General features: G+C 46.0%; 41 protein-coding genes. 35 read left to right on the forward strand and 6 right to left on the reverse strand.

Annotation, left to right across the window (positions count from 1 at the left end):
• The first annotated feature begins 33 nt into the window (after positions 1 to 33).
• The 21 genes from ASG85_RS38450 (at position 34) to ASG85_RS33460 (ending at position 11925) form a co-directional block, all read left to right on the forward strand.
• Complete coding sequence (locus ASG85_RS38450) at positions 34 to 192, forward strand: hypothetical protein (RefSeq protein WP_156397006.1); 159 nt, start codon at positions 34 to 36, stop codon at positions 190 to 192.
• Positions 182 to 466: a head-tail connector protein gene (locus ASG85_RS33365; protein ID WP_060649075.1), complete on the forward strand. Its 285-nt coding sequence runs from the start codon at positions 182 to 184 to the stop codon at positions 464 to 466. Before ASG85_RS38450 ends, ASG85_RS33365 begins: the two co-directional genes overlap by 11 nt.
• A gap of 7 nt (positions 467 to 473) precedes the next feature.
• The gene (locus ASG85_RS33370) at positions 474 to 803 is read left to right on the forward strand and encodes a phage head closure protein (RefSeq protein WP_060649076.1); all 330 of its coding nucleotides are present in this window, start codon (positions 474 to 476) and stop codon (positions 801 to 803) included.
• Positions 803 to 1300 (forward strand): HK97 gp10 family phage protein, encoded by a 498-nt coding sequence (locus tag ASG85_RS33375; RefSeq protein ID WP_060649077.1) that lies wholly within the window; start codon positions 803 to 805, stop codon positions 1298 to 1300. The genes ASG85_RS33370 and ASG85_RS33375 overlap by 1 nt, the downstream gene beginning before the upstream one ends.
• 2 nt (positions 1301 to 1302) lie before the next feature.
• Positions 1303 to 1671, forward strand: a complete 369-nt coding sequence (locus ASG85_RS33380; protein WP_060649078.1) for a DUF3168 domain-containing protein — start codon at positions 1303 to 1305, stop codon at positions 1669 to 1671.
• Positions 1672 to 1684: 13 nt separating this feature from the next.
• Positions 1685 to 2113 carry a phage tail tube protein gene (locus ASG85_RS33385; RefSeq protein ID WP_060649079.1) on the forward strand — a complete coding sequence of 143 codons (429 nt, stop codon included), beginning with the start codon at positions 1685 to 1687 and terminating at the stop codon, positions 2111 to 2113.
• An 80-nt stretch (positions 2114 to 2193) separates the two neighbouring features.
• The gene (locus ASG85_RS33390) at positions 2194 to 2541 is read left to right on the forward strand and encodes a hypothetical protein (protein ID WP_060649080.1); all 348 of its coding nucleotides are present in this window, start codon (positions 2194 to 2196) and stop codon (positions 2539 to 2541) included.
• Between the two features lie 41 nt (positions 2542 to 2582).
• Positions 2583 to 2852, forward strand: coding sequence for a hypothetical protein (locus tag ASG85_RS33395; RefSeq protein ID WP_156397008.1), 270 nt, complete (start codon positions 2583 to 2585; stop codon positions 2850 to 2852).
• Between the two features lie 3 nt (positions 2853 to 2855).
• A complete protein-coding gene (locus tag ASG85_RS33400) occupies positions 2856 to 5258 on the forward strand; it encodes a hypothetical protein (RefSeq protein ID WP_060649082.1) in 2403 nt (800 codons plus the stop codon).
• A 12-nt stretch (positions 5259 to 5270) separates the two neighbouring features.
• Positions 5271 to 5624, forward strand: a complete 354-nt coding sequence (locus tag ASG85_RS33405; protein ID WP_060649083.1) for a DUF6711 family protein — start codon at positions 5271 to 5273, stop codon at positions 5622 to 5624.
• Between the two features lie 5 nt (positions 5625 to 5629).
• Positions 5630 to 7621 carry a hypothetical protein gene (locus ASG85_RS33410; protein WP_060649084.1) on the forward strand — a complete coding sequence of 664 codons (1992 nt, stop codon included), beginning with the start codon at positions 5630 to 5632 and terminating at the stop codon, positions 7619 to 7621.
• Positions 7621 to 8025 carry a hypothetical protein gene (locus ASG85_RS33415; protein WP_060649085.1) on the forward strand — a complete coding sequence of 135 codons (405 nt, stop codon included), beginning with the start codon at positions 7621 to 7623 and terminating at the stop codon, positions 8023 to 8025. The genes ASG85_RS33410 and ASG85_RS33415 overlap by 1 nt, the downstream gene beginning before the upstream one ends.
• Entirely contained in the window at positions 8026 to 8508 is a 483-nt protein-coding gene (locus ASG85_RS33420) for a hypothetical protein (RefSeq protein WP_060649086.1), read from the forward strand.
• 11 nt (positions 8509 to 8519) lie between these two features.
• Positions 8520 to 9359, forward strand: coding sequence for a hypothetical protein (locus ASG85_RS39670; protein WP_060649087.1), 840 nt, complete (start codon positions 8520 to 8522; stop codon positions 9357 to 9359).
• A gap of 16 nt (positions 9360 to 9375) precedes the next feature.
• Positions 9376 to 9579 carry a hypothetical protein gene (locus ASG85_RS33430; RefSeq protein ID WP_060649088.1) on the forward strand — a complete coding sequence of 68 codons (204 nt, stop codon included), beginning with the start codon at positions 9376 to 9378 and terminating at the stop codon, positions 9577 to 9579.
• 26 nt (positions 9580 to 9605) lie between these two features.
• Positions 9606 to 9851, forward strand: a complete 246-nt coding sequence (locus tag ASG85_RS33435) for a hypothetical protein (protein WP_060649089.1) — start codon at positions 9606 to 9608, stop codon at positions 9849 to 9851.
• A 28-nt stretch (positions 9852 to 9879) separates the two neighbouring features.
• Positions 9880 to 10149 carry a hypothetical protein gene (locus ASG85_RS33440; protein ID WP_060649090.1) on the forward strand — a complete coding sequence of 90 codons (270 nt, stop codon included), beginning with the start codon at positions 9880 to 9882 and terminating at the stop codon, positions 10147 to 10149.
• Positions 10115 to 10312 (forward strand): phage holin, encoded by a 198-nt coding sequence (locus ASG85_RS33445; protein ID WP_060649091.1) that lies wholly within the window; start codon positions 10115 to 10117, stop codon positions 10310 to 10312. The genes ASG85_RS33440 and ASG85_RS33445 overlap by 35 nt, the downstream gene beginning before the upstream one ends.
• A gap of 70 nt (positions 10313 to 10382) precedes the next feature.
• A complete protein-coding gene (locus tag ASG85_RS33450; protein WP_060649092.1) occupies positions 10383 to 10673 on the forward strand; it encodes a hypothetical protein in 291 nt (96 codons plus the stop codon).
• A complete protein-coding gene (locus tag ASG85_RS33455) occupies positions 10670 to 11149 on the forward strand; it encodes a collagen-like protein (RefSeq protein WP_060649093.1) in 480 nt (159 codons plus the stop codon). The genes ASG85_RS33450 and ASG85_RS33455 overlap by 4 nt, the downstream gene beginning before the upstream one ends.
• Positions 11149 to 11925 (forward strand): LamG-like jellyroll fold domain-containing protein, encoded by a 777-nt coding sequence (locus ASG85_RS33460; RefSeq protein ID WP_060649094.1) that lies wholly within the window; start codon positions 11149 to 11151, stop codon positions 11923 to 11925. The genes ASG85_RS33455 and ASG85_RS33460 overlap by 1 nt, the downstream gene beginning before the upstream one ends.
• A gap of 130 nt (positions 11926 to 12055) precedes the next feature.
• On the opposite strand, the gene ASG85_RS33465 is transcribed toward ASG85_RS33460, so the two are convergent.
• The 6 genes from ASG85_RS33465 to ASG85_RS33475 all read right to left on the reverse strand — a co-directional run bounded on the left by ASG85_RS33465 (position 12056) and on the right by ASG85_RS33475 (position 14264).
• Positions 12056 to 12715, reverse strand: coding sequence for an N-acetylmuramoyl-L-alanine amidase family protein (locus ASG85_RS33465; RefSeq protein ID WP_060649095.1), 660 nt, complete (start codon positions 12713 to 12715; stop codon positions 12056 to 12058).
• The gene (locus tag ASG85_RS33470) at positions 12702 to 12950 is read right to left on the reverse strand and encodes a hypothetical protein (RefSeq protein ID WP_060649096.1); all 249 of its coding nucleotides are present in this window, start codon (positions 12948 to 12950) and stop codon (positions 12702 to 12704) included. Before ASG85_RS33470 ends, ASG85_RS33465 begins: the two co-directional genes overlap by 14 nt.
• Positions 12947 to 13102 carry a hypothetical protein gene (locus ASG85_RS38455; protein ID WP_156397011.1) on the reverse strand — a complete coding sequence of 52 codons (156 nt, stop codon included), beginning with the start codon at positions 13100 to 13102 and terminating at the stop codon, positions 12947 to 12949. The genes ASG85_RS33470 and ASG85_RS38455 overlap by 4 nt, the downstream gene beginning before the upstream one ends.
• A gap of 11 nt (positions 13103 to 13113) precedes the next feature.
• Positions 13114 to 13275, reverse strand: a complete 162-nt coding sequence (locus tag ASG85_RS38460; protein ID WP_156397013.1) for a hypothetical protein — start codon at positions 13273 to 13275, stop codon at positions 13114 to 13116.
• A 102-nt stretch (positions 13276 to 13377) separates the two neighbouring features.
• The gene (locus tag ASG85_RS38465; protein ID WP_156397015.1) at positions 13378 to 13533 is read right to left on the reverse strand and encodes a hypothetical protein; all 156 of its coding nucleotides are present in this window, start codon (positions 13531 to 13533) and stop codon (positions 13378 to 13380) included.
• 74 nt (positions 13534 to 13607) lie between these two features.
• On the reverse strand, positions 13608 to 14264 hold the full coding sequence (locus ASG85_RS33475) for a LuxR C-terminal-related transcriptional regulator (protein WP_060649097.1): 657 nt from the start codon (positions 14262 to 14264) through the stop codon (positions 13608 to 13610).
• Positions 14265 to 14900: 636 nt separating this feature from the next.
• Here ASG85_RS33475 and ASG85_RS33480 point away from each other — a divergent pair.
• From ASG85_RS33480 to ASG85_RS33530, 14 genes are all read left to right on the forward strand, one after another.
• A complete protein-coding gene (locus ASG85_RS33480) occupies positions 14901 to 15527 on the forward strand; it encodes an MBL fold metallo-hydrolase (protein WP_235550272.1) in 627 nt (208 codons plus the stop codon).
• Between the two features lie 84 nt (positions 15528 to 15611).
• Positions 15612 to 16322 (forward strand): DUF1351 domain-containing protein, encoded by a 711-nt coding sequence (locus ASG85_RS33485; RefSeq protein ID WP_060649099.1) that lies wholly within the window; start codon positions 15612 to 15614, stop codon positions 16320 to 16322.
• A 30-nt stretch (positions 16323 to 16352) separates the two neighbouring features.
• Positions 16353 to 16568 carry a hypothetical protein gene (locus ASG85_RS33490; protein WP_060649100.1) on the forward strand — a complete coding sequence of 72 codons (216 nt, stop codon included), beginning with the start codon at positions 16353 to 16355 and terminating at the stop codon, positions 16566 to 16568.
• Between the two features lie 44 nt (positions 16569 to 16612).
• The gene (locus ASG85_RS33495) at positions 16613 to 17245 is read left to right on the forward strand and encodes a hypothetical protein (protein WP_060649101.1); all 633 of its coding nucleotides are present in this window, start codon (positions 16613 to 16615) and stop codon (positions 17243 to 17245) included.
• Between the two features lie 126 nt (positions 17246 to 17371).
• Positions 17372 to 17653 (forward strand): hypothetical protein, encoded by a 282-nt coding sequence (locus ASG85_RS33500; protein WP_060649102.1) that lies wholly within the window; start codon positions 17372 to 17374, stop codon positions 17651 to 17653.
• Positions 17634 to 17903 (forward strand): hypothetical protein, encoded by a 270-nt coding sequence (locus tag ASG85_RS33505; RefSeq protein ID WP_060649103.1) that lies wholly within the window; start codon positions 17634 to 17636, stop codon positions 17901 to 17903. Before ASG85_RS33500 ends, ASG85_RS33505 begins: the two co-directional genes overlap by 20 nt.
• A gap of 85 nt (positions 17904 to 17988) precedes the next feature.
• Positions 17989 to 20202: an adenosylcobalamin-dependent ribonucleoside-diphosphate reductase gene (locus ASG85_RS33510; RefSeq protein ID WP_060649104.1), complete on the forward strand. Its 2214-nt coding sequence runs from the start codon at positions 17989 to 17991 to the stop codon at positions 20200 to 20202.
• 39 nt (positions 20203 to 20241) lie between these two features.
• Positions 20242 to 20403, forward strand: a complete 162-nt coding sequence (locus tag ASG85_RS38470) for a hypothetical protein (protein WP_156397017.1) — start codon at positions 20242 to 20244, stop codon at positions 20401 to 20403.
• 8 nt (positions 20404 to 20411) lie between these two features.
• Positions 20412 to 21038 (forward strand): FAD-dependent thymidylate synthase, encoded by a 627-nt coding sequence (gene thyX, locus ASG85_RS33515; protein ID WP_060649105.1) that lies wholly within the window; start codon positions 20412 to 20414, stop codon positions 21036 to 21038.
• A gap of 88 nt (positions 21039 to 21126) precedes the next feature.
• Positions 21127 to 22809, forward strand: a complete 1683-nt coding sequence (locus ASG85_RS33520) for a DNA polymerase domain-containing protein (protein WP_060649106.1) — start codon at positions 21127 to 21129, stop codon at positions 22807 to 22809.
• Positions 22800 to 23123: a DNA ligase LigA-related protein gene (locus tag ASG85_RS33525; protein ID WP_060649107.1), complete on the forward strand. Its 324-nt coding sequence runs from the start codon at positions 22800 to 22802 to the stop codon at positions 23121 to 23123. The genes ASG85_RS33520 and ASG85_RS33525 overlap by 10 nt, the downstream gene beginning before the upstream one ends.
• A gap of 94 nt (positions 23124 to 23217) precedes the next feature.
• Positions 23218 to 23370: a hypothetical protein gene (locus tag ASG85_RS38475; protein ID WP_156397020.1), complete on the forward strand. Its 153-nt coding sequence runs from the start codon at positions 23218 to 23220 to the stop codon at positions 23368 to 23370.
• Positions 23367 to 23537 carry a hypothetical protein gene (locus ASG85_RS38480; protein WP_156397022.1) on the forward strand — a complete coding sequence of 57 codons (171 nt, stop codon included), beginning with the start codon at positions 23367 to 23369 and terminating at the stop codon, positions 23535 to 23537. The genes ASG85_RS38475 and ASG85_RS38480 overlap by 4 nt, the downstream gene beginning before the upstream one ends.
• On the forward strand, positions 23530 to 23736 hold the full coding sequence (locus ASG85_RS33530) for a hypothetical protein (RefSeq protein ID WP_060649108.1): 207 nt from the start codon (positions 23530 to 23532) through the stop codon (positions 23734 to 23736). The genes ASG85_RS38480 and ASG85_RS33530 overlap by 8 nt, the downstream gene beginning before the upstream one ends.
• Positions 23737 to 23847: the final 111 nt, after the last annotated feature.

Below are 23847 nucleotides of genomic sequence, written 5' to 3' on the forward strand. Positions count from 1 at the left end.
CACCTTTACCATCACGGTGAAGGAGGTAGTCCAATGCAAGTCAAGTTTCTACGTACTATCGTAACCAACTTCGGCAAATTCGACGCGGGCACTGTCCACGATCTTACCGATGAGCAAGCCAATCACCTTGTCAATCTCAACCCAAATGACATTGAGTTGGTTAAGAAGTCGGTGAAGTCCGATGTTAATTAGTCAAGTCACAGTCGCTGATCTCAAAGGTTATTCCAATGTGTATCACGATATGGACGATAGTCTGTTCCAAGCTATCTTGATGGGTGCTAAGGCATTCCTCAGTAACTACACAGGTAAGGCAGTCTATGAACTGGATCAGCATGAGGATCTTACCATTGCATTGTTCATACTCTCAAACGAGATGTACGACAACCGCATGGTTCACGTCGAATACCACAAGGTTGGGTTTGTGATTAAGCAACTGCTTGACTCACATGCTACCAACTTACTGTAGGTGACCAATGAAATTCACATCCAATGCAGGATCGTACCGTCACCCAATCACGTTCCAAAAGCAATCCACAACCACTAATGACTACGGTGAGAAGATCGTCCAATGGGATGACATCATCACAGTCAAGGCGGGGGTCTACCCCATCTCTGGTAAGGATTACATTTCTGCAGTCCAAGTCAATTCCGAAATCACACACAAGATCAGTCTTCGCTTCGTTCCCAATATCACTGCCGACATGCGTGTCAAGTTTGGCTCGAGACTCTTCACGATCATTGCAATCTTGAACTTCCAAGAGAAGGACAGAGAACTGCAATTGGTTTGTAAGGAGTTTTTGTAATGCCTAGACCACGGGTCATTAACTTTGAAGTCTTGAATGCTAGAGAGATCTCCGAGTACTTTGTTGAACTTGGACGTGTACCTCAAAAGTCAGTCAAGAAAGCAGCACGGGCGGGCGCGACATTGGTCAAACGAAGGGTTAGTTCTTCTGCTCAACTCCCTGTCAAGTATGGCTTCCTTCGGTCGTCGCTTGTGGCAGTTCAAGAGAAGAGAAGTGGTCGGAACACGGGATTGTCTGTATTCCAAGTTACGTTCAATGAGAGGTATAACAGCATCTTCCAGAAGGAGTACAAAGGTACACCAAGACGAGGATCAGCGAATCCCAAGAGTCAGTACTACTACCCCGCATCTATGGAGTACGGCTTTGCCAATCTCAAGGGCGGTGTGGGCGGGCATTACTTCTTGAAGTCATCTGCTATTGCCGAACAATCGAACGCGCAGGACAAGATGCTCGAAGTCATTTCCAAGGATATTGACGCAATTAAGAAGGGGAGGTAATCATGGCTAACTTCGAAAAGGCACTGACACAGGAACTCAAAAAGGTTCTTCCTGCTGTGTTCCCACTCATTGCTCCAGAAGGTACAGCTACACCCTACATTGTGTACATGTCATCCTATGGGCAACGAGACCACATGTTAGAAGGTTACACGGAACAAAGAGATATCGAGGTTACAGTTCACGTTGTCGGTGGTTCGTATTCTGACATGAAAGAGTACACCAACACAATGATAGATTCGATGATCATCCTGTCCACCATGGGCACAGATCTTATCCCAGTGCAGTCCGTATCTTACGAAGCACCTGACGAGATGATCGATCCAATCACGAAAGAGAATCACAGTTTTACAGAATTCAAATTCAGAATCTAACGGAGGTAACAAAATGCCAATCGTATCAGCAGCCGTATCGTCCCAAGGTGTGACGTTCAAGAAAAGTGCAGGGACAGCAGTAGCATTCCTAAATTCTATCGATGGTCTTTCCATTAAGGCAAATACGATGGACACGACAGCATTGGACGCAACAGGCGGATTTAAGACATTCATCAGCGGTTTCAAGGAAGTAGATGACGTTTCTCTAGGTGGGTTCTACTCTTCCAAGGATCATGACACATTCGTGACTGATCTATTGGCGGGTACATCTGCGACTTACGAAATCGTATTCCCGTTAGCGGGTGGAGCAACAACTGGTGCTAAATGGGCTTTCACAGCAATCGTGACAGGCTTCAAGCACAAGGCATCTGTAGACAATGTTGTATCGTTTGACGCAACACTCAAAGTAGTAGGCGCACCTACGTTCACTCCTGCTGCTTAATCTAATCGCACTTATCTGGAGGGGCTAAATACCCCTTCTTTTTTATTCCCAAAAACTCAAATCAAAAGGAGCAATTTCGAATGGTTAACAACAATGATGTAGTAGTAATCGACCTTGACAGACCGCGTGAATTACGTTTTGGACATAAAGCTTTAAAGACATATCAAGCAATCACCGGACAGTCCCTTGAGGATCTTGGTCAGGGTGGTTTCAGCTTTGATGACATTGAGAAATTGGTATACGCAGGACTACTGTCCGATGCCCGTGCCAATGGAGAAACGCTGACATTGGAAATCGTTGAGGATCTACTCGATGCCCACGATATCCAAGATACGATCACAAAGATGTCCCAAGCACTGGAAGCAGCATTCGGTAAAGCTGACCCAAACGCAGTAGCAGCGGCTCAGAAGAAACTGGGTCGCAAGTAACACCATGGGATTGGAACGAGTCATTCAAGCTGTCAAGGCAGATGGCTATACCATTGGTTGAGTATCACGAATTGACTCCCGCTGAATTGAGTGTTTGTGCTGCGGTCTTTACCGAGACACTCAAGAACGATCAAGAGACAGAAATGTTCTACTCATACATCAATGCCTACTGGCAGCGGGTTGAGACTCTCAAATCGTTCGATGAAATGCTTGGTAAACCGAAGCAAGAGAAAGTCATGTCAGCGGAAGAAATGCTTTCCAAGGTTATGGGCATCCATGCTGACATGGGTGGTGCGACAGAAGGGAGGTAAGAAATGGGTGTAGTCAAAAATATCGTGGTGCGGGCAATCGCGGACTTCTCTGGACTGATCACAGGATCACAAAGGGCATCGGACGCGATCCGTAACATGGGTAATCGTATAAACGGTTCTAGTACTATCATGGGCAATGCCCTAAACGGTATCGGTGGGAAACTCGCTGCACTGGCGGGTATCTATGTCAGCTTCGACTTCCTCAAGACTGCAACAAACGATGCCATCAAATTCGACGCTCAGATGGAAACATTGAACAATCGTATGGGTGCTTCGGCAGTCATGTTCAACAACTGGGCAGATACGATGGGCAGATCACTTGGCTTGTCCAAGATGCAGATTGCCGAGTACGGTAACACGTATTCCAATATGCTTTACGATGCTGCCAAGGATCAAGAAGATCTTGCCAACAAGACATCTAAGTTCTTGGAATTATCGGCAATCGTGCGATCCAAAACTGGTCTCTCTCAAGAAGAGGTTTCCAAACGTATGCGTTCAGCAATGAACATGGAAGCAGACGGAGCGGATGAATTGGGGATAAATGTCAGGGCTACCGCAGTTGAACAGTCCAAAGCGTTCAAAGCGTTAGCGGGTGGAGTAGAAGCTTTCTCGGATCTCAACTCTGGTACGCAGAAGGCAATCATGTACACCTACATTCTGGACGAGGTAACCAGACGTTATGGTACTTCCGTTTCAATGAATGCCAATACACAGACAGCGCAGTTTATAGCATCCTTGAAGGATCTAGCACTCCACTTGGGACAAGCTTTTCTCCCGATCTGGACAACGGTACTTCCCGCGCTGACCACATTGGTTAGTTGGTTAGACAGTGCTGCCAAAAAAGCAGCGGTATTCATGCGTGTCATGTTTGGTTACTCGGCAACGGATACCACAAAGTCTGCTCAAGATTCGACACAAGCATTCAAGGGACAGCAAAGTGCGGTCAACGGTCTTACCGATGCTCATAAGAAGCTTGCCAAAGCAAAAGCAGGGGTTGCAGGATTTGACCAAGTCAATGTACTTCCTGACAAAGCCGATGCAGATGCAGCCGCAGCCGCGGTAGGAGCAGGAGCAGAAAAACCAAGTAAAGGTGGAGGTAGCGCAGACGGTAATCACAGCGCGGGTGGTAACCAACCTGTCATGGACGATGTCGATTCTGAGATCGGTGCTGAAGGTTTGGCGAACAAATTCAAGAAGGCTGTCCAAGACATGAAGGATGCTTGGCAAGGTTTCAAGGATAGCATCAAGGCTAACAGCGACATTATCTTGATGGTACTTGGTGGGGTGGCTGCTGTAATCCTTGCACTGTCATTGGGTGCTATTGCAAACGCGGTAATAATGTCAGTTTCGTGGGTAGCATCAATGATCCCAGTTATTGCAAGTACTTTGGCATGGGCTGCTGCGATGATTATAGCAAACCTTCCAATCATATTGATCATGCTTGCCATCTTCCTATTGGGTGCTGCAATCGTGTGGCTCGTTCTCCACTGGAAAGAAGTCAAAGAGTGGACGCTCAAAGTGTGGGACGCATGTTGGGAAAAGATCAAGGAAGTCGGAAAAGGCATTGCCAAAGTATTCGATGATATGATCACGGCTGTGTCCGATTGGGGCATGGGTGTTGCCAAGCATGCTGCTGCTGCGTTCGACTCTGTTGCCGAAGCTTTCAAAGGTGCTGCAAGTTGGTTCTACGACAATGTCATCAAGCCAATCGTTGATTTCTTTGTGCAGTTTGCGCTCGATATTGGAGCAGGGGCTGTCAAGGTTTATAACGCTCTTTGTGAGGCTTTCAAGACAGCGGGCACATGGTTCAAGACCAACGTTATTGACCCAATCGTTACCAAGTTTGGTCTTCTCAAAGAAGAAGCTAAGACAGCAGCCAGCAATGCGTGGACTGAGATCAAGAACGTGTTCTCCGTAGTAGGATCGTGGTTTGGTACAAACATCGTTAATCCGATCAAGACAGCATTCAGTGGTATCGCAGATGGTCTTGGAGACGGTGTGGTAATAGCTTTCAAAGCTGTGTACAGAACTGTTGCAGGATACTTGAACGGTATGCTCGACATCTGGAATTCACTCACTGGAAGTAACCCATTGACATCATCTTTACAGATTGGATTCAGACTTCCTGCCCTCGCAAAGGGAGGAATTACCAATGGTCCGATGGCTGCTCTTATCGGAGACAACAGCGGTGGTCGTGAGGTAGTATCTCCACTTTCCGATCTGACTGGACACATCAGTACAGCCGTTATTCAAGCTTTGGCATTCTCTAACACAGGTGGTAACAGCAAGAATAACGACAACCGTGACATCATCTTGAACATCGACGGTAGACAGTTTGCCCGAATCGTTAAGCCATACATGGACGATCAAAACGGCAGCACAACCGTAATGTTGAATAGAATCTAAGGAGGTAGGAACATGGCAACTCTGTATTCAATTGGAGGGACGGCAATGCCTACCCCTTCAGATTTTCAAGTCGGTATCATGGACATTTCCAAGGCAGAACGTAACGCAAGCGGGTACCTGATCATCGAGAGAATTACAACAAAACGCAAATTAGCGATCAATTATGCAAACCTGACATCGGCTCAATTGGCAACGTTGTTACAAGCTATTTCCAGTACTAGCTTTTCGGTGAATTACCTTGATCCGCAGACAGGTGGGTTTAGAACATCCACTTTCTACAGCGGTGACAGGAACTTGGGCATGGTCAGTTTTATCGGCGGGATTCCAGTATACAAAGACATTAAATTCGATCTGATAGAGAGGTGACGTAGGTGTATCCAGTAACTCAGAAGTATAAAGATAATATCTATGCCACCTCTCGCTTGAACAAAGGGCGGGTCACTTTTGACCTCTCCGATGTTTCTGCTTCGAGTGACGTGTCAAGCATTACGACAACGTCAGAATCGGCACTGAGTTTGAAAGCACAGATGAACAACAACTTCCGTAGTTCGACATACCGACTTGCAACGAATGAAAAGGACAGGTTCGCACTGGACGGTTCGTGGTCATTCGCGGACGATACGCTTACCAACAATGGTGAGATCGGTTGGGTGAGTGATCTCATTGGTGACGGAACAGGTACTTTCACAACACCGCAACAAGTTACGATTAACTTCAATGCCAATCATACGTCCATCGGCTTGACGGTCACTTTTGATCCGTTAAACAATGAGTACGCAACTGACTTCACCATAATTGCCTATGATGCGGGTAATGCTGTGATCGCTACGTATCCGTACACGGGCAACACCCTAGTACAGGTCGCAGCATATGGGAACTTGGTCAACTACCGTAAAGTCGCGGTGATCATCAATAAGTGGTCTGTACCAAATCGTAGGGCGCGAGTTTCCGAGATTGACTTCGGGATCGTCAAGCAATACACGGGCGAACTCGGTCTGGTCAGCATGCAGTTGACAGAAGAGATGGATTTGACATCTGGAGAACTACCTTCACCTGAGTTTAAATTCACGGTGGACAATAGTTCGAGGGAGTTCAACATTTTGAATCCCACAGGTTTTTACAAATCGCTCCAACAGAAGCAGCAAGTCGTGGGCGAGATCGGACTTACCTACGATGACGGTACAATCGAGTGGATTCCTGTGGGTAACTATCTTCTCTGGGAATGGCAATCCGATGAAGGAAGCTTGACAGCTACGTTCTTTGCTCGGACACAACTGGATGTAATGGCGAGTGTCAACTACGAGAACCTCACAGCAACGACCAAGTCCCTGTATCAATTCGCGGTGGACATCTTTGCTCTGTGCGGAATCACGAACTACAGCATTGACACAGCGTTGCAAAGTATCAACACGAACTCTCTGGTCAAGAAGACGAACTGTAAGAATGTCCTACAAATGATCGCACTTGCTGCTTGTGCCAATGTCTATGTGACGAGAAGCAATGTCATCACGATCAAGGCTAACAAGACACGGAAGGTTCGGTATGTTCGTGACTGGCTGAACGGTAGTACTGCTAACACGGGAAATCACTGGATTGAAATACAGGCATCGGATGCGAGTGGAGTAAACAAAGCATTGGGTAAGACGGTAACGAGTGGTCAAGCAGGGAATCTTGGAGTGGTCACGGACGGTGACGTTACATCGAACAACTACGCGACTGCTCCTACGGGACTATCATCGGTGACGTTGGATCTGGGTGCGGTTTTTGACATCGCCAGTGTAAATGTTTGGCATTACTGGGCTGACCTTAGAACGTACCACAACACTAAGACAGAGATTTCATCTGACGGTGTCAACTGGACAACGATCTTTGACAGCAGTGTGTCAGGTGAGTACGCAGAATCTGCAGCAGGGCGGTCTTACCCTATGGAAACGGTCATCGAAACCAAACCCGCTGTGGACACGATCAGCATGAATGACCAGTATGCTGAACCACGGATCAACTTGGACACGATCACCAAACAGGTAGATGTCACGTACTGGACAAACCTTAGTACATCTGCTGTAACGAGTGCTGTGGCTGCGGGTGTGACACTGGGTGATACGTTCAAACTGGACGGCAATACATTGATCAACGATTCGACACGGGCTTCTGCCGTTGCCAACTGGCTACTTGCAAAGAAGAACAACAATCGTGCGATCTACAATGCCAACTGGAGGGGCAATCAGGCTCATGAGGTGGGCGATGTTGTTGCAATCGGGAACAGTTATGGTGCGAACATGAACGCTTATGTCACACGAACTGAACTGACGTACCAAGGTTATGTACAAGCATCAACAGAAGCGAGAGGAGTGGCGAACTAATGGCAACTTATAAAACGGATTGGTCGAGTTCGGACTTCATCAACTTCGGTGATTGGAACAGGATCGAATCAAACGTATTGGACTTGGCAACGTACTTGCAAGGTATTCAATACTCTGTTCCAACTCCTTCTGTTGTGATAAACCGAACGGTAGCGAGTATTGACTTCTTGTCAAGCATTAACCGTATAGAGAATGGATTAGGTGCTATACAATCAGCGTTCGGTATGACTCCCCCTAACTACCTGTCAAAGAAGACGTGGACGATCGGTATGGGATTCAGCTTCGATGATGTCAATCGCTTGGAGAATAACACACAGATTCTCAAGACGTATGGCGATCTGATTGTAAAGAGTTATAAGTATAGCGGGGCACTCACATGCGGAGATCAAGGAGGTCTTTATTAAATGGCAGATTATACACCAAGGGTTTGGCAAGACAGGGCAGTCTCGACTCCCAACACGTACACGAAATCGGCAGAGACATCTGGTTCGGTAACGCTAGTGGCAAATCCTGGCACTATCACTCAAGCGGGTACTCCAGTGAATGCAGCCAACTTAAACGCACTGGAACAAGGTGTGGCAGGATCATTGCAAAAGAGTGGTGGTACAGTGACAGGTGCGACATCCTTCACTGGCTACCAGAATGTTCTCAAGATTGCTCAACTAGAACTAGCTACGGACACACGTTCACTGACACTGTCATATACGAATGGTGACTTGACACAGGTTCTGGAAAAAGATGGTGCGACTATTGTGAGAACTACCAATCTCGCATACACAAACGGTACCCTAACAACAGTGACCGAGATCGCGGGTGGCAATACCGTGACCACGACTTTGGCTTACACAAACGGTGATTTAACAAGCGTAACCAAAACAATAGCGTAGGAGGAGATTACATGTTAGGAGCAATTTTAGGATTCGCAGCAAAGGCAGCAAATAAGAAAGCAACACCTAGTTGGTTGGCTGAATTCGATTTATTGAACGACGGTTCAGATGGGGCTTATAGCCCTGTAAGTAACCAAACTCTCGGCTCGGGAATGTACAGATTTTCTAGCTTAAACATACCCGTAGGGGTGACGATAACACCAAGCAATAGTTATCTTATTTTTCTTGTTAATGGCGTAGCTAATATAGACGGTTTAATTTCCGCTTCTGGTAAAGGTTCCGTTGGGTCTGTGGCGGGTCAAGGGAATATAGGATCAGGAGCAGGAGCAGGGGGAGGCGGTTGCGGTGCTGGTTCTTCTGGTTATGGCTTTGCTGGCGGTGGTGCGGGTGGAGCAGGTAACCAACAAACAGGAGGCGCAGCAGGGTCAGGTGGAGCAGGAGGTAGCGGTGGTGGTACAAGTTCCGTTACAGGAGGCGCGGGAGGTGTGAGTACGGCTGATTTTGCGTTAGCTTTCGGTGTGGAACAGTTCCGAAAAACATATGGTGCTTCAGGCGGTGCTCCACAAAGTTCATCTTTCGTCGGCGGTACTGGCGGTGGTTGTGTCGTGGTAATTGCTAAGTCGATAACGGGTAGTGGAGCGATTCGCGCAGATGGAACCGCGGGGTCTAACGGTACGATTGGCGGAGGTACTAGTTATGGGGGTTCTGGGGGTGGCGGTGGCGGTTGTGTGATTGTCTCAGCTAGTTCTATCCCTGTAACCGTATCGGCTAATGGCGGTGCAGGTGGCGCTGCTACACTTTATAACGGCGGTGCGGGTGGTAATGGCCCAGTAATCAAAATCTTAAAATAAAGGGGGAGTTTGTCAAATGGCTAGACTTATTGAACGCGATGGTAAAACTTTTTGCGTAGAAGTAGATGGTGTGGAATGGGAGTACACTCCTTCTGATATTGAGTCGCAACCAGAACCGAAACCGACAGAGGAACAACTCAAAATCGCTCAACTAGAGCAACAACTGGCACAGACCAACGCAGATTTAGCTGCTGTGCTTGAACTGATATTAACAGCTTGAACAACACAAGAGGAGGAATTTAATCAATGGCAACTCCAAACATCACGTTAGTAAGAACTTACGCAAGAAATGTTTATCTGTATGGTACGTATGAACTGCACAACAACAAGGGTGCTGCTGTACCAGATGTGAGACCTGACTACGTAGACGCTGTAATGCAGAATGCCCGTGACCTTATGACCGTGGATCAAATCACCAACGCACTGGCATCCAACTACATCACGCAAGCAGAGTTTGACGCGACAATGTTACTCACACCTGTATCGGCTTAATCAAACCATCTACTGGGAGGGGATAGTCTTGGAAGTGTACCTTGGAATCATCAGTACAGTCACTGCATCTGTGGTGACTTTTTTAATTGCACGGGGCAAGCAGCACACAAGTCGGGACATGTTCTACGAAGGCAAGATCACTGCCCTTATGGAAGCCCAAGAGAAGAAGATCACATTGCTTCAACAAGAGGTAGCTCGATTGACTACCATTAACCTTCAGTTGCTTGAGAAGGTAATCCACTTAGAAGGGGAGTTGTCCAAATATGATGCAAAAGCTAATCGTTCGATTGCAGAATAAGAAAGTCCTATTGTCGCTGTTCGCAGGAGTTATCCTTATCTTAACCAATACTGGTGTAATTGATGTATCCGCGTCACACCAAGCTGAAGTTATTTTCAACACGGTGCTGTCCATCCTTGTTGGTTTGGGTGTAATCAGTGATCCAGAAAGTCACGTAGAATAATTGACAGTCCCCTGCCATAAACGGTGGGGGTTTTTTCTTAGATTCGATGACATCTTAGGAGGAAAATAAAATGAACATTAACCCATTGAAACAAGGCGACACACTGGTATTGACCGTGAACCTCGACACATCCGTACAGGCTTCTGAATTGAAGTCCCAAGTCCGTAGCAGCACGGGAATCCTTCTGGGAGATTTCGTGATCGAACCAACGTCCAACGAGGGTCAATTCACTTTCACGATTCTTGACACAGAAGAATGGGACATAGGCAATGCTTTCATGGACATTCGGAGAACTTTCGGTGGAGTGGTCGCAACGTCTGACACGATTACCATTCCTGTGACAAAGGGTGTGACACAATGAGCCACAGCGAGATCACTGTAAAAATCTCCAAAGAAGTCCATCCCATTGAAGTGAACGTCACCAAGCATATGCCTATAACGATTGCTATAGGAGGTACTGTAAATGTTGGCGGCGGGGGTGGCAAGGGCGACAAGGGTGACCAAGGCGAACAGGGCGAACAAGGTATTCAAGGGATTCAAGGTATCCAAGGCGAGAAGGGCGACAAGGGTGACCAAGGCGATATTGGTTTGACTGGAGCAACTGGGACACAAGGTATTCAAGGTGCTACTGGGGCTACGGGAAGTCAGGGGATCAAAGGTGACCAAGGCATTCAAGGTCTCAAAGGTGATAAAGGTGACCAAGGCATTCAAGGGACACAGGGTACTCAAGGGACACAGGGTATTCAAGGTGTCGCGGGAACTCCTGCTTCTAGCTATTTTCACGTAGGCACAACCGCTCCGACAGATACTACTAAGATTTGGTTTGACACGAACTGATGGGAATTGTAACTGATGGATTAGTCGCCTATTACCACTATAAGCAAGGTGTCAACGGTGCTACGTGGAATAACATCGCCCCTGCAAATGTCGGCAAACTGAACGGTGCTATCGCGGGTGCTGTTTTACAGGCAAACGGCATGTACTTTGATGGATTGTCAGGAACGAAAGTCACCGTACTGAATGATCCACTTCTACAAATCACAAACAATATCACCATTGAAGTAATTTTCTCAAGTGACACATTGGCTCCCCGTACAAGCCTACTGCACAAGAACTATAACGGTGAATATTCCCTAGTTTGGGAGACCACGGGGGGACTTAATGCTTACTGGGGGACAACAGCTACACTCTACAATGTACACGGGATGGCGGGAGTGAATGCAGCTACCCTGACCACGGGTACATTCAGAAGGAATCTAGCAGCAACTACGGCAGGATGGGTGAAAAACGGAATACCCTATTCTTCTATCGCAGATACCAAGCCAACAGCAAGAACGACTACAGGAGACCTACTCATTGGTAACGGATATGTAGCGGGATTCAAAGGAATCATTGTCGCTGTCCGTATCTACAACCGCGCACTATCTGACGCAGAAGTTGCTCAGAACTACGCTGTAGGTAACGAGGTCGGTCTAGTAGCAAGTAAGATCGTTCGAGCCTATGACGGTGGTATCTGGAAGCCCGCTGTTGTCAGGAAATATGACGTTGGATCATCGACTTGGAAAGCAATCAAGATGGGTGCTTACGTCAATGGTTCATGGATTGAAAGCTAACAGAATAAAAAAAAAGACCCCGATCCATAATAGGAAAGGGGTCTTTTTTTGTTTGCGTTTAAATCGATCAACGTGGGCAAGTGGTTCACTCATAATATTTTGATCGATCTGAGGGCATCTGACAGAGGGTTTATTGCTTCGGTCTTCCTGACTCTTCGCGCACTCTGTTAGCAACGAAGTGGGTGTAGTCTTGGATTTCCTTGCTGCCGTCCATGTCGTGCCAGTACTTGCCCAGTACGGACAAGATGTAGTCAACCTCTTGCACACTGAGTTTCATTTCGCCTTCCTCCTCGTTCACTTTGTTTAAGAAGTCTTGCCATCCATTGGGACGAGCGCGGATCGTGTGTGGACAATCTTTGCCTGACCAATCATGGTGCTGCTTGACCACGTTCGGGATTCCCTTGGCGATCAAGTACTTGACCAGAGCAGCTGCATTGTCTTCAGCCAGTGCCTGACGGACAGGATCAGCGAACTCACATATCTCGATAGCAATGGTCGTAGCGTTACCCGCCTTGCCCGCGAGTGTGTTCCACGTTTCAAAGGCTGTGTCAATGTGTTGCACAATGTAGCGATCATCTACCGTGAAATGCCAAGATGCTTCCCGACCTGTGCCATTGTTGTTCTGAGTGATAGCACCGATGTGACCCTTGGCTGTAGCTTCTGGGTTACCAGTGTTGTGGATCGTGATTGACTGTTGGGTGTTCGGTGTCATCGGATTGACAACACCCTTGGGCAGGATTGCCAAGATCACGAAAGCTTGACCGAGTCTTGATCCATCACGGAGTAGCATCTGGATCCTCCTCTTCTTCAACTTCCTTTGGCTCGATCTGGGACAGGACTTTCACAAGTTCGACCAGTTCTGCTTTCATTTCTTCGAGGTCTTTACCTTCAATGGCATCCCTAAAGTGTGCGTCGATTACCGCGAACTGTTCAACAGTAAGTCCTGCTTCATCGATATCAATATCGATACCAGTTACGTGCAGGGTGTAGGCAAGGATCATGAACCTTTCTAATAGAAGTTTCATCGTTGTACCGCTCCGTTCAATGCGTTCTCAAGTACCGCAAGAGTTAACTCCAACGCAACATCCTCTGGAACACCGTTCTCGATCAGAGCATTATAGAAAGCTGCAATTGCTTCTGCACATGAATACATACCTAATGCCATTTCGAATTTCATATTGTTTCCTCCTATTTTTTAATTAGATTTACTAGCCAAACTGCTGCTCCCAACAAGAACCATACAAGGTAATACTGTTGAGTCGTGAAGCCCAATGCGTTGTCGAACAATGTGTCCAGTCCTACTAGACCTAATAAGAACCCTGCCAACAGTGCGAATAAAATGTTTAACATGTCGTTTCCTCCTAATCTGCGATTAAATTTACAAACGCTACTACTGCCAATACCACTACTGTGATGATTCCGATAACCGTGAATACAATCATGGGCAACCTCCTATCTCAATTCGTTTTCTTCGATTGGAGTCATCTCTGTCCAATCCTCTGGTGCGTATCTGATCAAGCCACTTTCCAACTTCTCGCGGAAATAACTATCTGTGATGTAACTGAAATCATACTGAGCATTCCACTCCTTATCTGTTTGATTTACCACCTCATCCTGCTCCTCTCTGGGATTATGTCTTTCTACTTATCTAATCCCAGAAAGAGTGGATGATTCACAATGGCTTACAAACCAAATTGGATGGCTAACTCTTTTATCTTCTTCATAGTATTTTTCGGTGTGTTTATGCTGCAGCCTACCATATCGCAAATTTCATTGTTACCATAACCTTGCGTTACTAGGTCAAGTATTTTGCGTTGTTGGGCAGACAAAGACGCTTGGAAGTCTGTCAAAGTGTTTGACAGTTCCATGTCAGCGCGGTCAGGGATTGTTTCTTCGTATGTAGATCCATCTTCATTAACTGTGAAGCCTAGGGTCTGGTTCGGCATAACATCACGGGCAATGTGGTTCATGGTACGTTGCTTGATCACACGTCTGATGAAACACATAGTGTGGAACTTCTCTTCCTTCGCTGAAACGATTCTCCAAGTGTTAGCGATCAAGAACCCTTCAAGGTCTTCCATGTTACCCGCGCCATACTTACGAGCAGCACGTTTGGTAGCTGCCTTGCATTCGGACATGATTGCTGCAACCAATTCGTCAGTGGAAAGAACTTTTGTGTCAGGGTTGCAAGACTTTGTGTCTAAGTTAAGAACCTTTGCGTCAAATGTTTTGCTGTTGATGGCAGAGGAAAGGGATGTTGCGTCAAGGTTGCAAGACTTTGTGTCTAAGTTAAGAACCTTTGCGTCAAATGTTTTGCTGTTATAAGTAGAGTTAGTCATGATAATTTTGCTCCCTATGTATATATGTATTTCGTGTCGAACATTGGTACAAAATGGTTCAACCCGATAACAAAGGATACCATGCAAAAGACTTTGCTGTATACTGGTTTCTTATTCCTGCGTTCCCATGTTTTAGGTGATGTATAAAGCTTACAAACCGCATGGTTGTGCGATTGTTACCAGTTGGTCATAATTGGAAATGCGAACAGCAGATATAGCAAAGTCTTTGTCATAAAACGCTAGATATAGGTCAATATATGGCAAAGAAGTTGCGCAATTCCGACAATTGGTGTCCACAATTTGGACAAACCTTACCTTTTCAAAAATAAGGTAAGCAAAAGGTAATGGATCAAAGCCTTGCCCAGTAAGGGTTCTTACTCTATTACCTTTCTTACTCTTTTTTTTAAAAGTATATATATTAAGAGAACGCTGAAACGGTAGAGAGACAGAGGGGAGATTCTTTGGGTCGGAATCGGGTAATTTGGGAAGGTTCTCTGAAACGTAGGCGGGGTAAGGGTTTGCGGACTTACCTAAACATTTTGCTTACCTTTCGAAAAAGGTAATGGACTGCTCTGAATAAATCGCTTCATCTATATGTGATTCATCCACTTTTCTTGGGATTAGATTACCGAGGGGGTGAATCTATTGGATCACAAAATTATATCAACAGGATCGAAAGGCAACTGTGTCATCATCGATAACGTCATGATCGACTGCGGAGTGCCGTTTGCAAAAATCAAAGAGCATCTTTATTCGGTGTCCACGCTGCTGCTAACACATATACACTCTGACCACATCAAGGAATCTACTTTGAAGAACATCGTAATCTTGTTTCCTCATATAAAGATCTTTGGCAACTACGAAGTGTGTCAGGTGTTCAGTGAGTATCCGATCAACTGCATTAATGAGGGTGTCCCATTTGAGGACGATGGTATTGATTTCACACCGTTCAAAGCAATCCACGATGTACTTACCTACGGGTATACATGGGTCAATGCTGAAGGTGAATCTATCATCTATGTGACAGACACTGCCGATCTTAGGAACGCACCTGTCCAAACGTATGACCATTTCTTTATTGAATCCAACCACGATGAGAAGAAGATCGATGGTATGAAGTTCGATACTAGATTTGGCTACAACGTATATGCGGGGGCAAAGCGACATCTGAGTACGCAAAAATGTAAGCTGTTCTTCTATCTAAATAGGAGATCGTCTGACAGCACGTTAACAGAGTTGCACATGTCATCGAGATTCTATTAAAAACTTTCACCCCTTGTTGTGAAAGATCCAGTTATTTTGGGATTAGATAAGTGTAAGGCACGAAGCACAACAAGGTGGTGAAACATGAGCGAACTGGTAGTAAAGCAACCGTTCCTAGATTGTCAAGTTGGGCAAGTGAACTTCTACAACTATGAAGAGATGCTTGAACAAGCCACTCACCTAGCTGAACTGATCCGCACTGTCGAGGTAGATGAAGAATCTATCAAGGGTACGAAGAAGCTTCTGGCAGAAGTGAACAAGCGAGTTGACGCATTGGAAGCAGAACGTATCCGAATCAAGAAGGAACTGCTCGAACCCTACATGGCATTCGAAGCAAAAATCAAAACGATCACAGGAGTGGTCAAGGAGAGTGATAACGAACTACGAGGTAAGGTAAGAGCCTTGGAAGAGTTGGAACGTGAAGAGAAACGCAAGGTCATTGAGAACATCTTCCATAAGAGGTTGGACAAGTACCCGCGGTTATTCTTCCTGACACCATCACACTTCATCAATCCATCTCACCTAAACAAGACTACGGTGTTGAACAAGGTCGAGACAGCAATGGCTCAGTTTTTTGAACAAGTCAGTCGAGAGTTTGAAATGCTGTTGGAACAAGATGGCGATCTCAAGCACTACGCTGACACACTTGACTTCATTGGGTCTATGCCTAAGAAGGTCGAGCCTATGGTGGACACACCTAAAAACGAGTGGGTTGCAATCTCAGTTCCTGAGAGCGAACTTCCACAAGTACATTTATTTTTGAAGATGAACCGTATCCCGTACAAACAAAACTAATCGCCCAGAGTGGCACAGAGGAGAGCGAATATGAAAATCGTTAACAACATGCCGAAAGCACCAAAAGAGAGACCAATAGCAGAGGGTGATATCGTCATAGGTGCTAATTCTGGTGACTACTATTTGATACTTGAGAATGACAAGGCTCTGAATCTCAATGACATGCGGTTAACTGGTGGTACAGTCCACTTGTCGTTAATACGTACAAACATCACTAAAGAAAACATCACAATCACTTTCGAATAAACCAAAAACTAATCGCCCAGAGTGGCACAGAGGAGAATATTAAAATGACAAAATTAGAACAGCTTGAATTGGTAGAAGTAGGATACAACGATGCTAAGGTAACATTGACTTTCTTGGATGTCGCTGCAGGAGAGATTCGTGAGGTTAACTTCAATAAGAAAGTGTTCGACAAAGACACGCAGAAGTTCGTTGCTGACGATGAGAAAGCTGTAAAGGTTGAAGCTGCACTACAGGAACACTTCGGTCTAAGCTTTGACGCTATGGAGCAAGCCGTGGGGGTGAAGAAGGACATCTATTGTTACGAGAAGTTCAACTCGCTGACAGAATCGACTCAACGTGACATTGCAAAGTTCACTGCTGATGATGTAGGACAGATCCTCTCTGGTGAGATCGTTGAAGTCGCTCTTGAAGACGAAGGAATCCGAATCTTTGTTGAGTACGAAGGTCTAACGTACCGCAGTAATATGGGGTTCAGCAAGAAGGTTGGGGATGTGTACTTCATCGATCCTTTGAAGAAGCCGAAGCAGATTGCCAAGTTCGAAGAGAAGTTTGGTGTCAAAGCCGAGGATGGGGAGTCGTTGGTTGGTAAGACGGTAATGTTTGAGGTCAAGAAGATGGGTGGCAGTAACGCTATCTATATCGAGATCAAGCCGTTCCCTAAGAAGAAGGTGAAATAACATGGTCATCTTCACAGTGATCGGAGTCATCGTGGTGGTTGTGCTGCTCTTGGCTGTAATTTCAAATTAATCAAGCGAGGGGTGTAGCAGCCCCTCTTTTTTATACCCATTTTGAGGAGGATCACTATGCAACTAACTAACAAATTCATTGTCAAGGCAATACACAAGAAGACGAAATCACGATTGTTCCAAGATGTCAAGGTAGGGGACGTACTGGACATGAGCATGACCATCCAGAACACAACCAACTATGGTCGCGGGAGTTATGCCACCACCATTTACATTGAGCGAACCTCAGATGGACAAGGTTCTCACTATTCACAATCCGAACTGAACGGCTTGATCAATCGATGCTTCACACTCGAACTATACAAGGAGGAACTACCCAATGAAACTATTCAAAACTAACCCATTCAAAATCAAACGTCCATTGACACACGCTGAACAGCTACAGTCAGCACGAGTAAAAGGTGATTCTGCTTTGACCCTGTTCAAGACTGCTCATGCCCAACTGGACGCAGCCAATCAAGACCTGAGTGCTTTGGTCGCTGACGCACAGAACAAGGTGGCTGAACTTAACAAACACGCTGAAGCTGCCCTTTCTGAGATCTCTATGAACCTTGCAGTTCAGAACAGGTTAAAAGATTTTATCAACTGATTGTGAAAATGATTCACCATCGGGGATTAGATACATGAGAGGGGTAGCCAATCCCCTCTAACACAAACAACATGGAGGTAACACAATGACAACAATACTTACAGGATTCCACAGAAAGTTGTACCAAACACGGTACGCACGGAAAGCGAAGAACAAACTCGCTGAGTTAAAAATTGGTTCGAACGTAATCACCTTGGTCAAAGACGGTAAGTACCCTGTCCGCGAGACTGCAACGGTGACTAACATAAATGGCAATCAGATCGAGATGACCTTGACCTCTGGTATGGATGCGGGAACGACATTCACACAACGTATTGAACTGGTCGATATCCTGCTCGAGAACGAGTACTCAGAAACGGCACAGCGGGTTGCTAACTTCGTTGCTTCTGTTGAGAAAGAAGAAGTACGCACGAAGGTCGCAGGAGATTTCCACAGCATCATCTCAACCTTTGACTTTGTACCATCTGGACGAATCCTTGCAGGAGCAGGGGACGATGCACTGGTCACACTGTTCAACTGCTATGTAACAACGATCAACCCATCACCTGTAGCACCTCACAAGGGTAGCGATTCACGGGATGCAATCTTCAATCATATGAGTCGCCTTTCAAATATCATGGCACACGGTGGTGGTAATGGAACATGCCTTTCAACTTTGAGACCACGCTTTGGTCGCCTGTCAACTACGAAAGGTGAATCAGCAGGGTCGGTATACACTGGCAACATGTTCTCATCACTTACGAGTTGGGTCAACCAAGGGAACAGACGTGGGGCACAAATGTTGACAATACATGACTGGCATCCTGACGTTTACTACACGAACGATCGTAACGATCCAGACTACGGTCAAGACTTCATCGGTGCTAAGACGCAAGCGGGATTCATGGAAGGTAACAACAGTTCGGTTCTGATCTCGGATGATTTCATGCATGCAGTTGACAACGATCTTCTCTGGGACTTGGTATTCCCTGACACAAGCCACCCTGCTTACAACAGCGAGTGGAACGGTGACCTTCAGCCTTGGAGAGACAAAGGGTATCCAGTGGTCGTACACAGCACGGTCAGAGCCGTTGACATGTGGAACAAGCTTGTCAAGTGTAATTGGTTGTCAGCAGAGCCGGGAATTATCTTCATTGATGAAGTGAACCGTATGCACCCTCTCTGGTATCTGGGGATCATCAAGACAACAAATCCATGTGGTGAGCAGCCTTTGCTCGACAAATCTACGTGCAACTTGGGAGCAGTTAACTGGGGTCACATGATCAAAGCTGTTGGCAAAGATGAACACGGTACGGTCTACGAGATTGACTGGGACAAATTCCAAAGAACTATCATTATTGCCCAACGCTTCCTTGATAACGTGATCGATGCTACACACTACTTTGAACCTGACCTTAAAGAATGGCAACAAGGTGAACGTCGAGTTGGTCTTGGTCTCCTAGGTCTAGCTGATCTGTTGATTGCCATGAGACTTCCTTATGGTAGCAAAGAGTCCATTGATCTTGTTGAGAAGCTGATCGAATTCCAACGCAACATTGGCTACATGGCTTCCGTTGAACTGGCAATCGAGAAAGGTAGCTTCCCATTCTATGACAAAGAGAAGTACATGCAAGGTGGTTTCTTCAAGACTCTTCCTGACTACATCCAGTACGCAATCGAAGAATATGGTATCCGTAACGGCACTAGCATGACAATCGCACCAACTGGTACAACGGGTTCAATCACTCCAAGTCTTCTTGATCCTGCGGGTTCAGTGTCCACTGGTTGTGAGCCACATTTCGCGATGAAGTATCACCGTATGTCACGTATCGGTAACACGATCCAATATGCGGGTGTCGCAGCAGCCTACATGGAACAGTTCCCTGACAGAGAACTTCCGAACTGGTACGTAGGTGCAATGGACTTGAGTCCTGCTGATCACATTGCGATGCAAGCTGTCCTGCAGAAGTACATCGATACATCAATCTCCAAGACGGTTAACTGTCCTGCAAGCTACACAGAGGAAGATGTTGCCGAAGTTTACTTCCTTGCACACCGCATGGGATTGAAGGGAACAACGATCTACCGCGATGGTTCACGGGATGAGCAAATCCTGTCCAACATTGACACTGAGAACGAAGCACCAGAAGCCCAAGAGATCGATGTGACCACGCTGTCCGACACTGAGCCGAAGACGATCAAGGTCAAAGGCAAGTATGACGATTGGGTATGTGAGTCATGTGGATCCAAGAAGTTCACCATGGTAGAGAATTGCCCACAATGTAACGACTGCGGGATGCAAGCTTGTTCAATCGGTTAATCGAGGGGGTCACTCCCCTCTTCTTTTTAGGAGGACGTTATGACAAAAGAGAACTTCATTGAACTACTGAAAGACCTGTACTGGGACATTGCAGATATCTCAGATGAGGATAGTTTGAAGGCTGTGTTAAAACGATTGAACCACGACATTGAACAGTTGGAAGAGAGTGAGCCGTTGCGTTCCCACTGTAATGACAAATAGGAGGACTTATGAAAATCATCGAACCATCAGTAGAGTTTATAGCAGCCACCCCTAACATCGGGCAAGTGATCGAACTGGGTGCAAGGAACTGTTACAAGTCTGAGGACAAGATAGGGGAAGGTACGGATGAAAAACTTTTTAACCAGATTGTCAAACAACATCACCACGATTCTGTTGTGGAACACGGAAGTATTACTTTACGTGTGGTTACTGATCGCGCAATGCTTGCACAAATTACTAGACATCGTCACTTCTCGTTCTCTGTAGAGAGCCAACGGTACTGTTCCTACGCCAAGAACAAGTTCGGATCTCAGATCACAGTCATCAAACCACATGGACTGACCAAGGGTTTTCCAGTATGGCAGTCAGCTATGAGACAAGCTGAACACCATTACTTTGCAATGATTGAAGAAGGTTGTAAGCCCGAAGTCGCCCGTTCTGTTCTCCCGAACTCGACCAAGACTGAAATCATTATGACAGGGAATGTCCGATGTTGGAGACAGTTCTTGTCCCTTCGACTGGCAGGACACGCTCAGAAGGATGTCCAACATCTTGCCCGACTCATGCACGAAGCTATCATTGACAATGGTGTCCCAGAGTACCTGTTCGATGACGTTGTGAACCCTGCCAAATAGGTGGGGTTTTTTCTTTTTGTGGTCGTTGTGAAAATGGATTGGTTTCTGGGATTAGATCTATGTAAGCCAAACATAAGGAGTGACCTACATGGAAAATCAAGACCTATTATTTTACGACATCGAGTGCTACCCACACAACGCTTTTGTAGTGTTTAAAGATATTGACAAGAACTTTCTCGCAATCTTCAAGGACGATGACGGCTTCGAAGGGTTACGTGCTTTCGTTGGATCCCGCACAGTCGTTGGGTTCAATAACTACTGGTACGATGACCACATGCTGAACGCAATGATGAAGGGGTGGAAAGCACACCAGTTAAAAGAACTGAATGATCTGATCATCGGTGGAGCAAAGCAGTACCCGCAAAAGGGTTTCAATTCCCTAGACTGCTTTCAGCAGATCGATGTCGGGTTTCCCAGTCTGAAAAAAATTTCAGCGAACATGTCTAAAAACATTTTCGAAACTCCAATCGACTTCAATCACCCGACTCCATTGACTGACGAGGAGTACGAAGAGGTCATCAGTTATTGTAGTTACGATATTGACCGAACCATTGACGTATACAAGATGCGAGTGAACAGTTACTTCCAACCAAAGGCAAGTCTTGTTGAAATGAACGGACAAGGGCAGCGTTGGAACACGACAACTCTTTCCGCGAATGCATTGCTTGGTAACTTGACCTTGCAGAAGTGGAGCCAGATCCGACTGAATGCTGATGACTTCTCCGACCTATCGATGCTCGACCTAGTCCCTTCCGAGGTACGTGACCTGTGGCTCAACAGCAAAGATGACAAGGGCAAGGTGACCATCACTGAGTTCGACAACGACATCGAGTTTGGATTCGGCGGGCTACATAGTGTTCACAAGACTGAGAAACGATTCGAGAACGTGGTTCTGCTTGACGTAGCTTCCATGTATCCGAACATCATTCTCAACATCAATGCACTGGGTAAGGCTACCGAGAAGTACAAAGCCATCTTGGAAGAACGGATTGCCATCAAGCACAAAGATAAGGTGAAGTCAGATGCTTTGAAGCTTATACTCAACAGCGTTTATGGGCTTTTAAAAAATCAGTACAGCCCCTTGTTCAATCCTAAAGCGGCATTGTCCGTCTGTGTGTTCGGTCAGATCGCACTGTACGAACTGGGCAAGCGATTGTCCAAGGTTGCTAAGATTGTTCAACTGAATACCGACGGTGTTGCGTTCATTCCATTCGGTGACTACAAAGGGATCTGGGAGCAATGGGAAGAGGACTTCAACATGAAACTGGAAGCCGATACTTTCAAGCTACTGGTTCAACGTGATGTCAATAACTACATCGGTGTGTCAGAGGATGGCAAGATCAAATGCAAAGGCGGGGACACATCCCGTTACGCTTATGACGCATTCTTCAAGAACAACAGTGCGAGAATCCTTGACATCTGCTTGGTCAACAAAGTCGTTTACGGTCACTCAGTGATAGATACGCTGATTGAGAATCTTGATAAGCCACAATTATACATGTACGTACTCCAAGCGGGTCACACGTACAAGGGCACGTTTGATGACACGGGCAAGAAGTATCAGAAGGTCAATCGAATCTTCCCTACTCGCAAGGGTGAAGTCAGACTCTACAAAAAGAGAGAAGACGATGGGCTTGTATCGTTCCCTGACAGTCCTGAGAAGATGTTCGTCTGGAACGACGATGTCTCCAAGCTTGAACGCTTTGAACGGATCGTAGACTTGAATCACTATGTGCAAGTTGTGGAAAAGAGGTTGGAGAAATGGATGTAAGCTGCTACTGTGCTGCCAAGTTCAATGTCCACACTGCCAACTGCTTGAAAGATCGGTGCAACACATACCTCATCAACAGCTTGCGTAAGTCATTCCTAATCAATTCATACCTGTACTATCATCTGGACAAGTCGTTGATCTCTGACAACTTGTTCAATGCACGGGCAAAGCAACTGGCTGCACTACACAAGCAATACCCAGAGATTGTCGGTGTCTATCAAGAGTACTTCGACAACTTTGACCCATCGACTGGCTACGACATTCCCGTTGATGACTGGATCATGGCAGAAGCTGAGAGGAGGTTGTCCAAATGATAGCAGGACTATTTGTAGCTTTGGTAGTGGGAGTTGTCTTCGGTGGACTCCCCATTTACTTGATGTTGGACTATTTTGAAAAGGAGAAGAAGAAATGAAAAAGATACTTCCTTGGATTTGCTCAAACTGCGGTAACAAATGGGTGGATAGTTTGTTCGTCACTTGGGAGGAATGTCCTGAGTGTGGGGGATTTGCACAACATGAATCGGTAAGGGAATGGAAAAAAGGGGATGAGTGGTACGAATGATAGCCAAGCGAGTTTGCCCACTATTTGAAAGCCATCCCAAAGCATGGGACGAAAGCGAGAACTGCGGGTCATGTCTGCACTACAAAATGGTCAATACCGTGACCGATGCTTGCAAGATCAAACCAACACTAATTCAATGGATGGAGGAGAATGAGACAAATGATTAAACAAACAGTTAGATTAGAGGACAATGTTGTTGCCAAGATTGTGGATGGATTGCGAACAGGTGCTTACGATATCACCGAGGTTAATAGATCGGGAGAAAGTCATGGACACATGGTATTCATAGAGACCACCACAGTGAGGTTGGTTGTGGGCGGGTTCAAGATAGAAATCGAAGGAGAGAAGGTCAGACCATCTAAATAGGGTGGTCTTTTTTTCGTCTCGTTTCAAACGGTTTTTGCCCAATTCAAAAAAGCTTCATAAAAATTTTTCAGCCGATTGTGAAAACGGAAGGGTATCTGGGATTAGATCTAT

The organism is Paenibacillus sp. Soil724D2, assembly GCF_001427935.1.
Classification (GTDB): domain Bacteria; phylum Bacillota; class Bacilli; order Paenibacillales; family NBRC-103111; genus Paenibacillus_E.

Excerpts from the sequence above, each read along its gene's own strand:
- ASG85_RS33495 (WP_060649101.1), top strand. The coding sequence starts at position 16,613 with ATGACAAAATTAGAACAGCTTGAATTGGTAGAAGTAGGATACAACGAT.
- ASG85_RS33365 (WP_060649075.1), top strand. The coding sequence starts at position 182 with ATGTTAATTAGTCAAGTCACAGTCGCTGATCTCAAAGGTTATTCCAAT.
- ASG85_RS33450 (WP_060649092.1), top strand. The coding sequence starts at position 10,383 with ATGAACATTAACCCATTGAAACAAGGCGACACACTGGTATTGACCGTG.
- ASG85_RS33485 (WP_060649099.1), top strand. The coding sequence starts at position 15,612 with ATGAGCGAACTGGTAGTAAAGCAACCGTTCCTAGATTGTCAAGTTGGG.
- ASG85_RS38480 (WP_156397022.1), top strand. The coding sequence starts at position 23,367 with ATGATAGCCAAGCGAGTTTGCCCACTATTTGAAAGCCATCCCAAAGCA.
- ASG85_RS33375 (WP_060649077.1), top strand. The coding sequence starts at position 803 with ATGCCTAGACCACGGGTCATTAACTTTGAAGTCTTGAATGCTAGAGAG.
- ASG85_RS38450 (WP_156397006.1), top strand. The coding sequence starts at position 34 with ATGCAAGTCAAGTTTCTACGTACTATCGTAACCAACTTCGGCAAATTC.
- ASG85_RS33510 (WP_060649104.1), top strand. The coding sequence starts at position 17,989 with ATGACAACAATACTTACAGGATTCCACAGAAAGTTGTACCAAACACGG.
- ASG85_RS33505 (WP_060649103.1), top strand. The coding sequence starts at position 17,634 with ATGAAACTATTCAAAACTAACCCATTCAAAATCAAACGTCCATTGACA.
- ASG85_RS38455 (WP_156397011.1), bottom strand. The coding sequence starts at position 13,102 with ATGAAATTCGAAATGGCATTAGGTATGTATTCATGTGCAGAAGCAATT.
- ASG85_RS33530 (WP_060649108.1), top strand. The coding sequence starts at position 23,530 with ATGATTAAACAAACAGTTAGATTAGAGGACAATGTTGTTGCCAAGATT.
- ASG85_RS33435 (WP_060649089.1), top strand. The coding sequence starts at position 9,606 with ATGGCAACTCCAAACATCACGTTAGTAAGAACTTACGCAAGAAATGTT.
- ASG85_RS33390 (WP_060649080.1), top strand. The coding sequence starts at position 2,194 with ATGGTTAACAACAATGATGTAGTAGTAATCGACCTTGACAGACCGCGT.
- ASG85_RS33445 (WP_060649091.1), top strand. The coding sequence starts at position 10,115 with ATGATGCAAAAGCTAATCGTTCGATTGCAGAATAAGAAAGTCCTATTG.
- ASG85_RS33415 (WP_060649085.1), top strand. The coding sequence starts at position 7,621 with ATGGCAACTTATAAAACGGATTGGTCGAGTTCGGACTTCATCAACTTC.
- ASG85_RS33370 (WP_060649076.1), top strand. The coding sequence starts at position 474 with ATGAAATTCACATCCAATGCAGGATCGTACCGTCACCCAATCACGTTC.
- ASG85_RS33430 (WP_060649088.1), top strand. The coding sequence starts at position 9,376 with ATGGCTAGACTTATTGAACGCGATGGTAAAACTTTTTGCGTAGAAGTA.
- ASG85_RS33460 (WP_060649094.1), top strand. The coding sequence starts at position 11,149 with ATGGGAATTGTAACTGATGGATTAGTCGCCTATTACCACTATAAGCAA.
- ASG85_RS33395 (WP_156397008.1), top strand. The coding sequence starts at position 2,583 with ATGGCTATACCATTGGTTGAGTATCACGAATTGACTCCCGCTGAATTG.
- ASG85_RS33455 (WP_060649093.1), top strand. The coding sequence starts at position 10,670 with ATGAGCCACAGCGAGATCACTGTAAAAATCTCCAAAGAAGTCCATCCC.
- ASG85_RS33405 (WP_060649083.1), top strand. The coding sequence starts at position 5,271 with ATGGCAACTCTGTATTCAATTGGAGGGACGGCAATGCCTACCCCTTCA.
- ASG85_RS33470 (WP_060649096.1), bottom strand. The coding sequence starts at position 12,950 with ATGAAACTTCTATTAGAAAGGTTCATGATCCTTGCCTACACCCTGCAC.
- ASG85_RS33400 (WP_060649082.1), top strand. The coding sequence starts at position 2,856 with ATGGGTGTAGTCAAAAATATCGTGGTGCGGGCAATCGCGGACTTCTCT.
- ASG85_RS38475 (WP_156397020.1), top strand. The coding sequence starts at position 23,218 with ATGAAAAAGATACTTCCTTGGATTTGCTCAAACTGCGGTAACAAATGG.
- ASG85_RS33525 (WP_060649107.1), top strand. The coding sequence starts at position 22,800 with ATGGATGTAAGCTGCTACTGTGCTGCCAAGTTCAATGTCCACACTGCC.
- ASG85_RS33475 (WP_060649097.1), bottom strand. The coding sequence starts at position 14,264 with ATGACTAACTCTACTTATAACAGCAAAACATTTGACGCAAAGGTTCTT.
- ASG85_RS38470 (WP_156397017.1), top strand. The coding sequence starts at position 20,242 with ATGACAAAAGAGAACTTCATTGAACTACTGAAAGACCTGTACTGGGAC.
- ASG85_RS33500 (WP_060649102.1), top strand. The coding sequence starts at position 17,372 with ATGCAACTAACTAACAAATTCATTGTCAAGGCAATACACAAGAAGACG.
- ASG85_RS38460 (WP_156397013.1), bottom strand. The coding sequence starts at position 13,275 with ATGTTAAACATTTTATTCGCACTGTTGGCAGGGTTCTTATTAGGTCTA.
- thyX (WP_060649105.1), top strand. The coding sequence starts at position 20,412 with ATGAAAATCATCGAACCATCAGTAGAGTTTATAGCAGCCACCCCTAAC.
- ASG85_RS33385 (WP_060649079.1), top strand. The coding sequence starts at position 1,685 with ATGCCAATCGTATCAGCAGCCGTATCGTCCCAAGGTGTGACGTTCAAG.
- ASG85_RS33490 (WP_060649100.1), top strand. The coding sequence starts at position 16,353 with ATGAAAATCGTTAACAACATGCCGAAAGCACCAAAAGAGAGACCAATA.
- ASG85_RS33420 (WP_060649086.1), top strand. The coding sequence starts at position 8,026 with ATGGCAGATTATACACCAAGGGTTTGGCAAGACAGGGCAGTCTCGACT.
- ASG85_RS33380 (WP_060649078.1), top strand. The coding sequence starts at position 1,303 with ATGGCTAACTTCGAAAAGGCACTGACACAGGAACTCAAAAAGGTTCTT.
- ASG85_RS39670 (WP_060649087.1), top strand. The coding sequence starts at position 8,520 with ATGTTAGGAGCAATTTTAGGATTCGCAGCAAAGGCAGCAAATAAGAAA.
- ASG85_RS33465 (WP_060649095.1), bottom strand. The coding sequence starts at position 12,715 with ATGCTACTCCGTGATGGATCAAGACTCGGTCAAGCTTTCGTGATCTTG.
- ASG85_RS33520 (WP_060649106.1), top strand. The coding sequence starts at position 21,127 with ATGGAAAATCAAGACCTATTATTTTACGACATCGAGTGCTACCCACAC.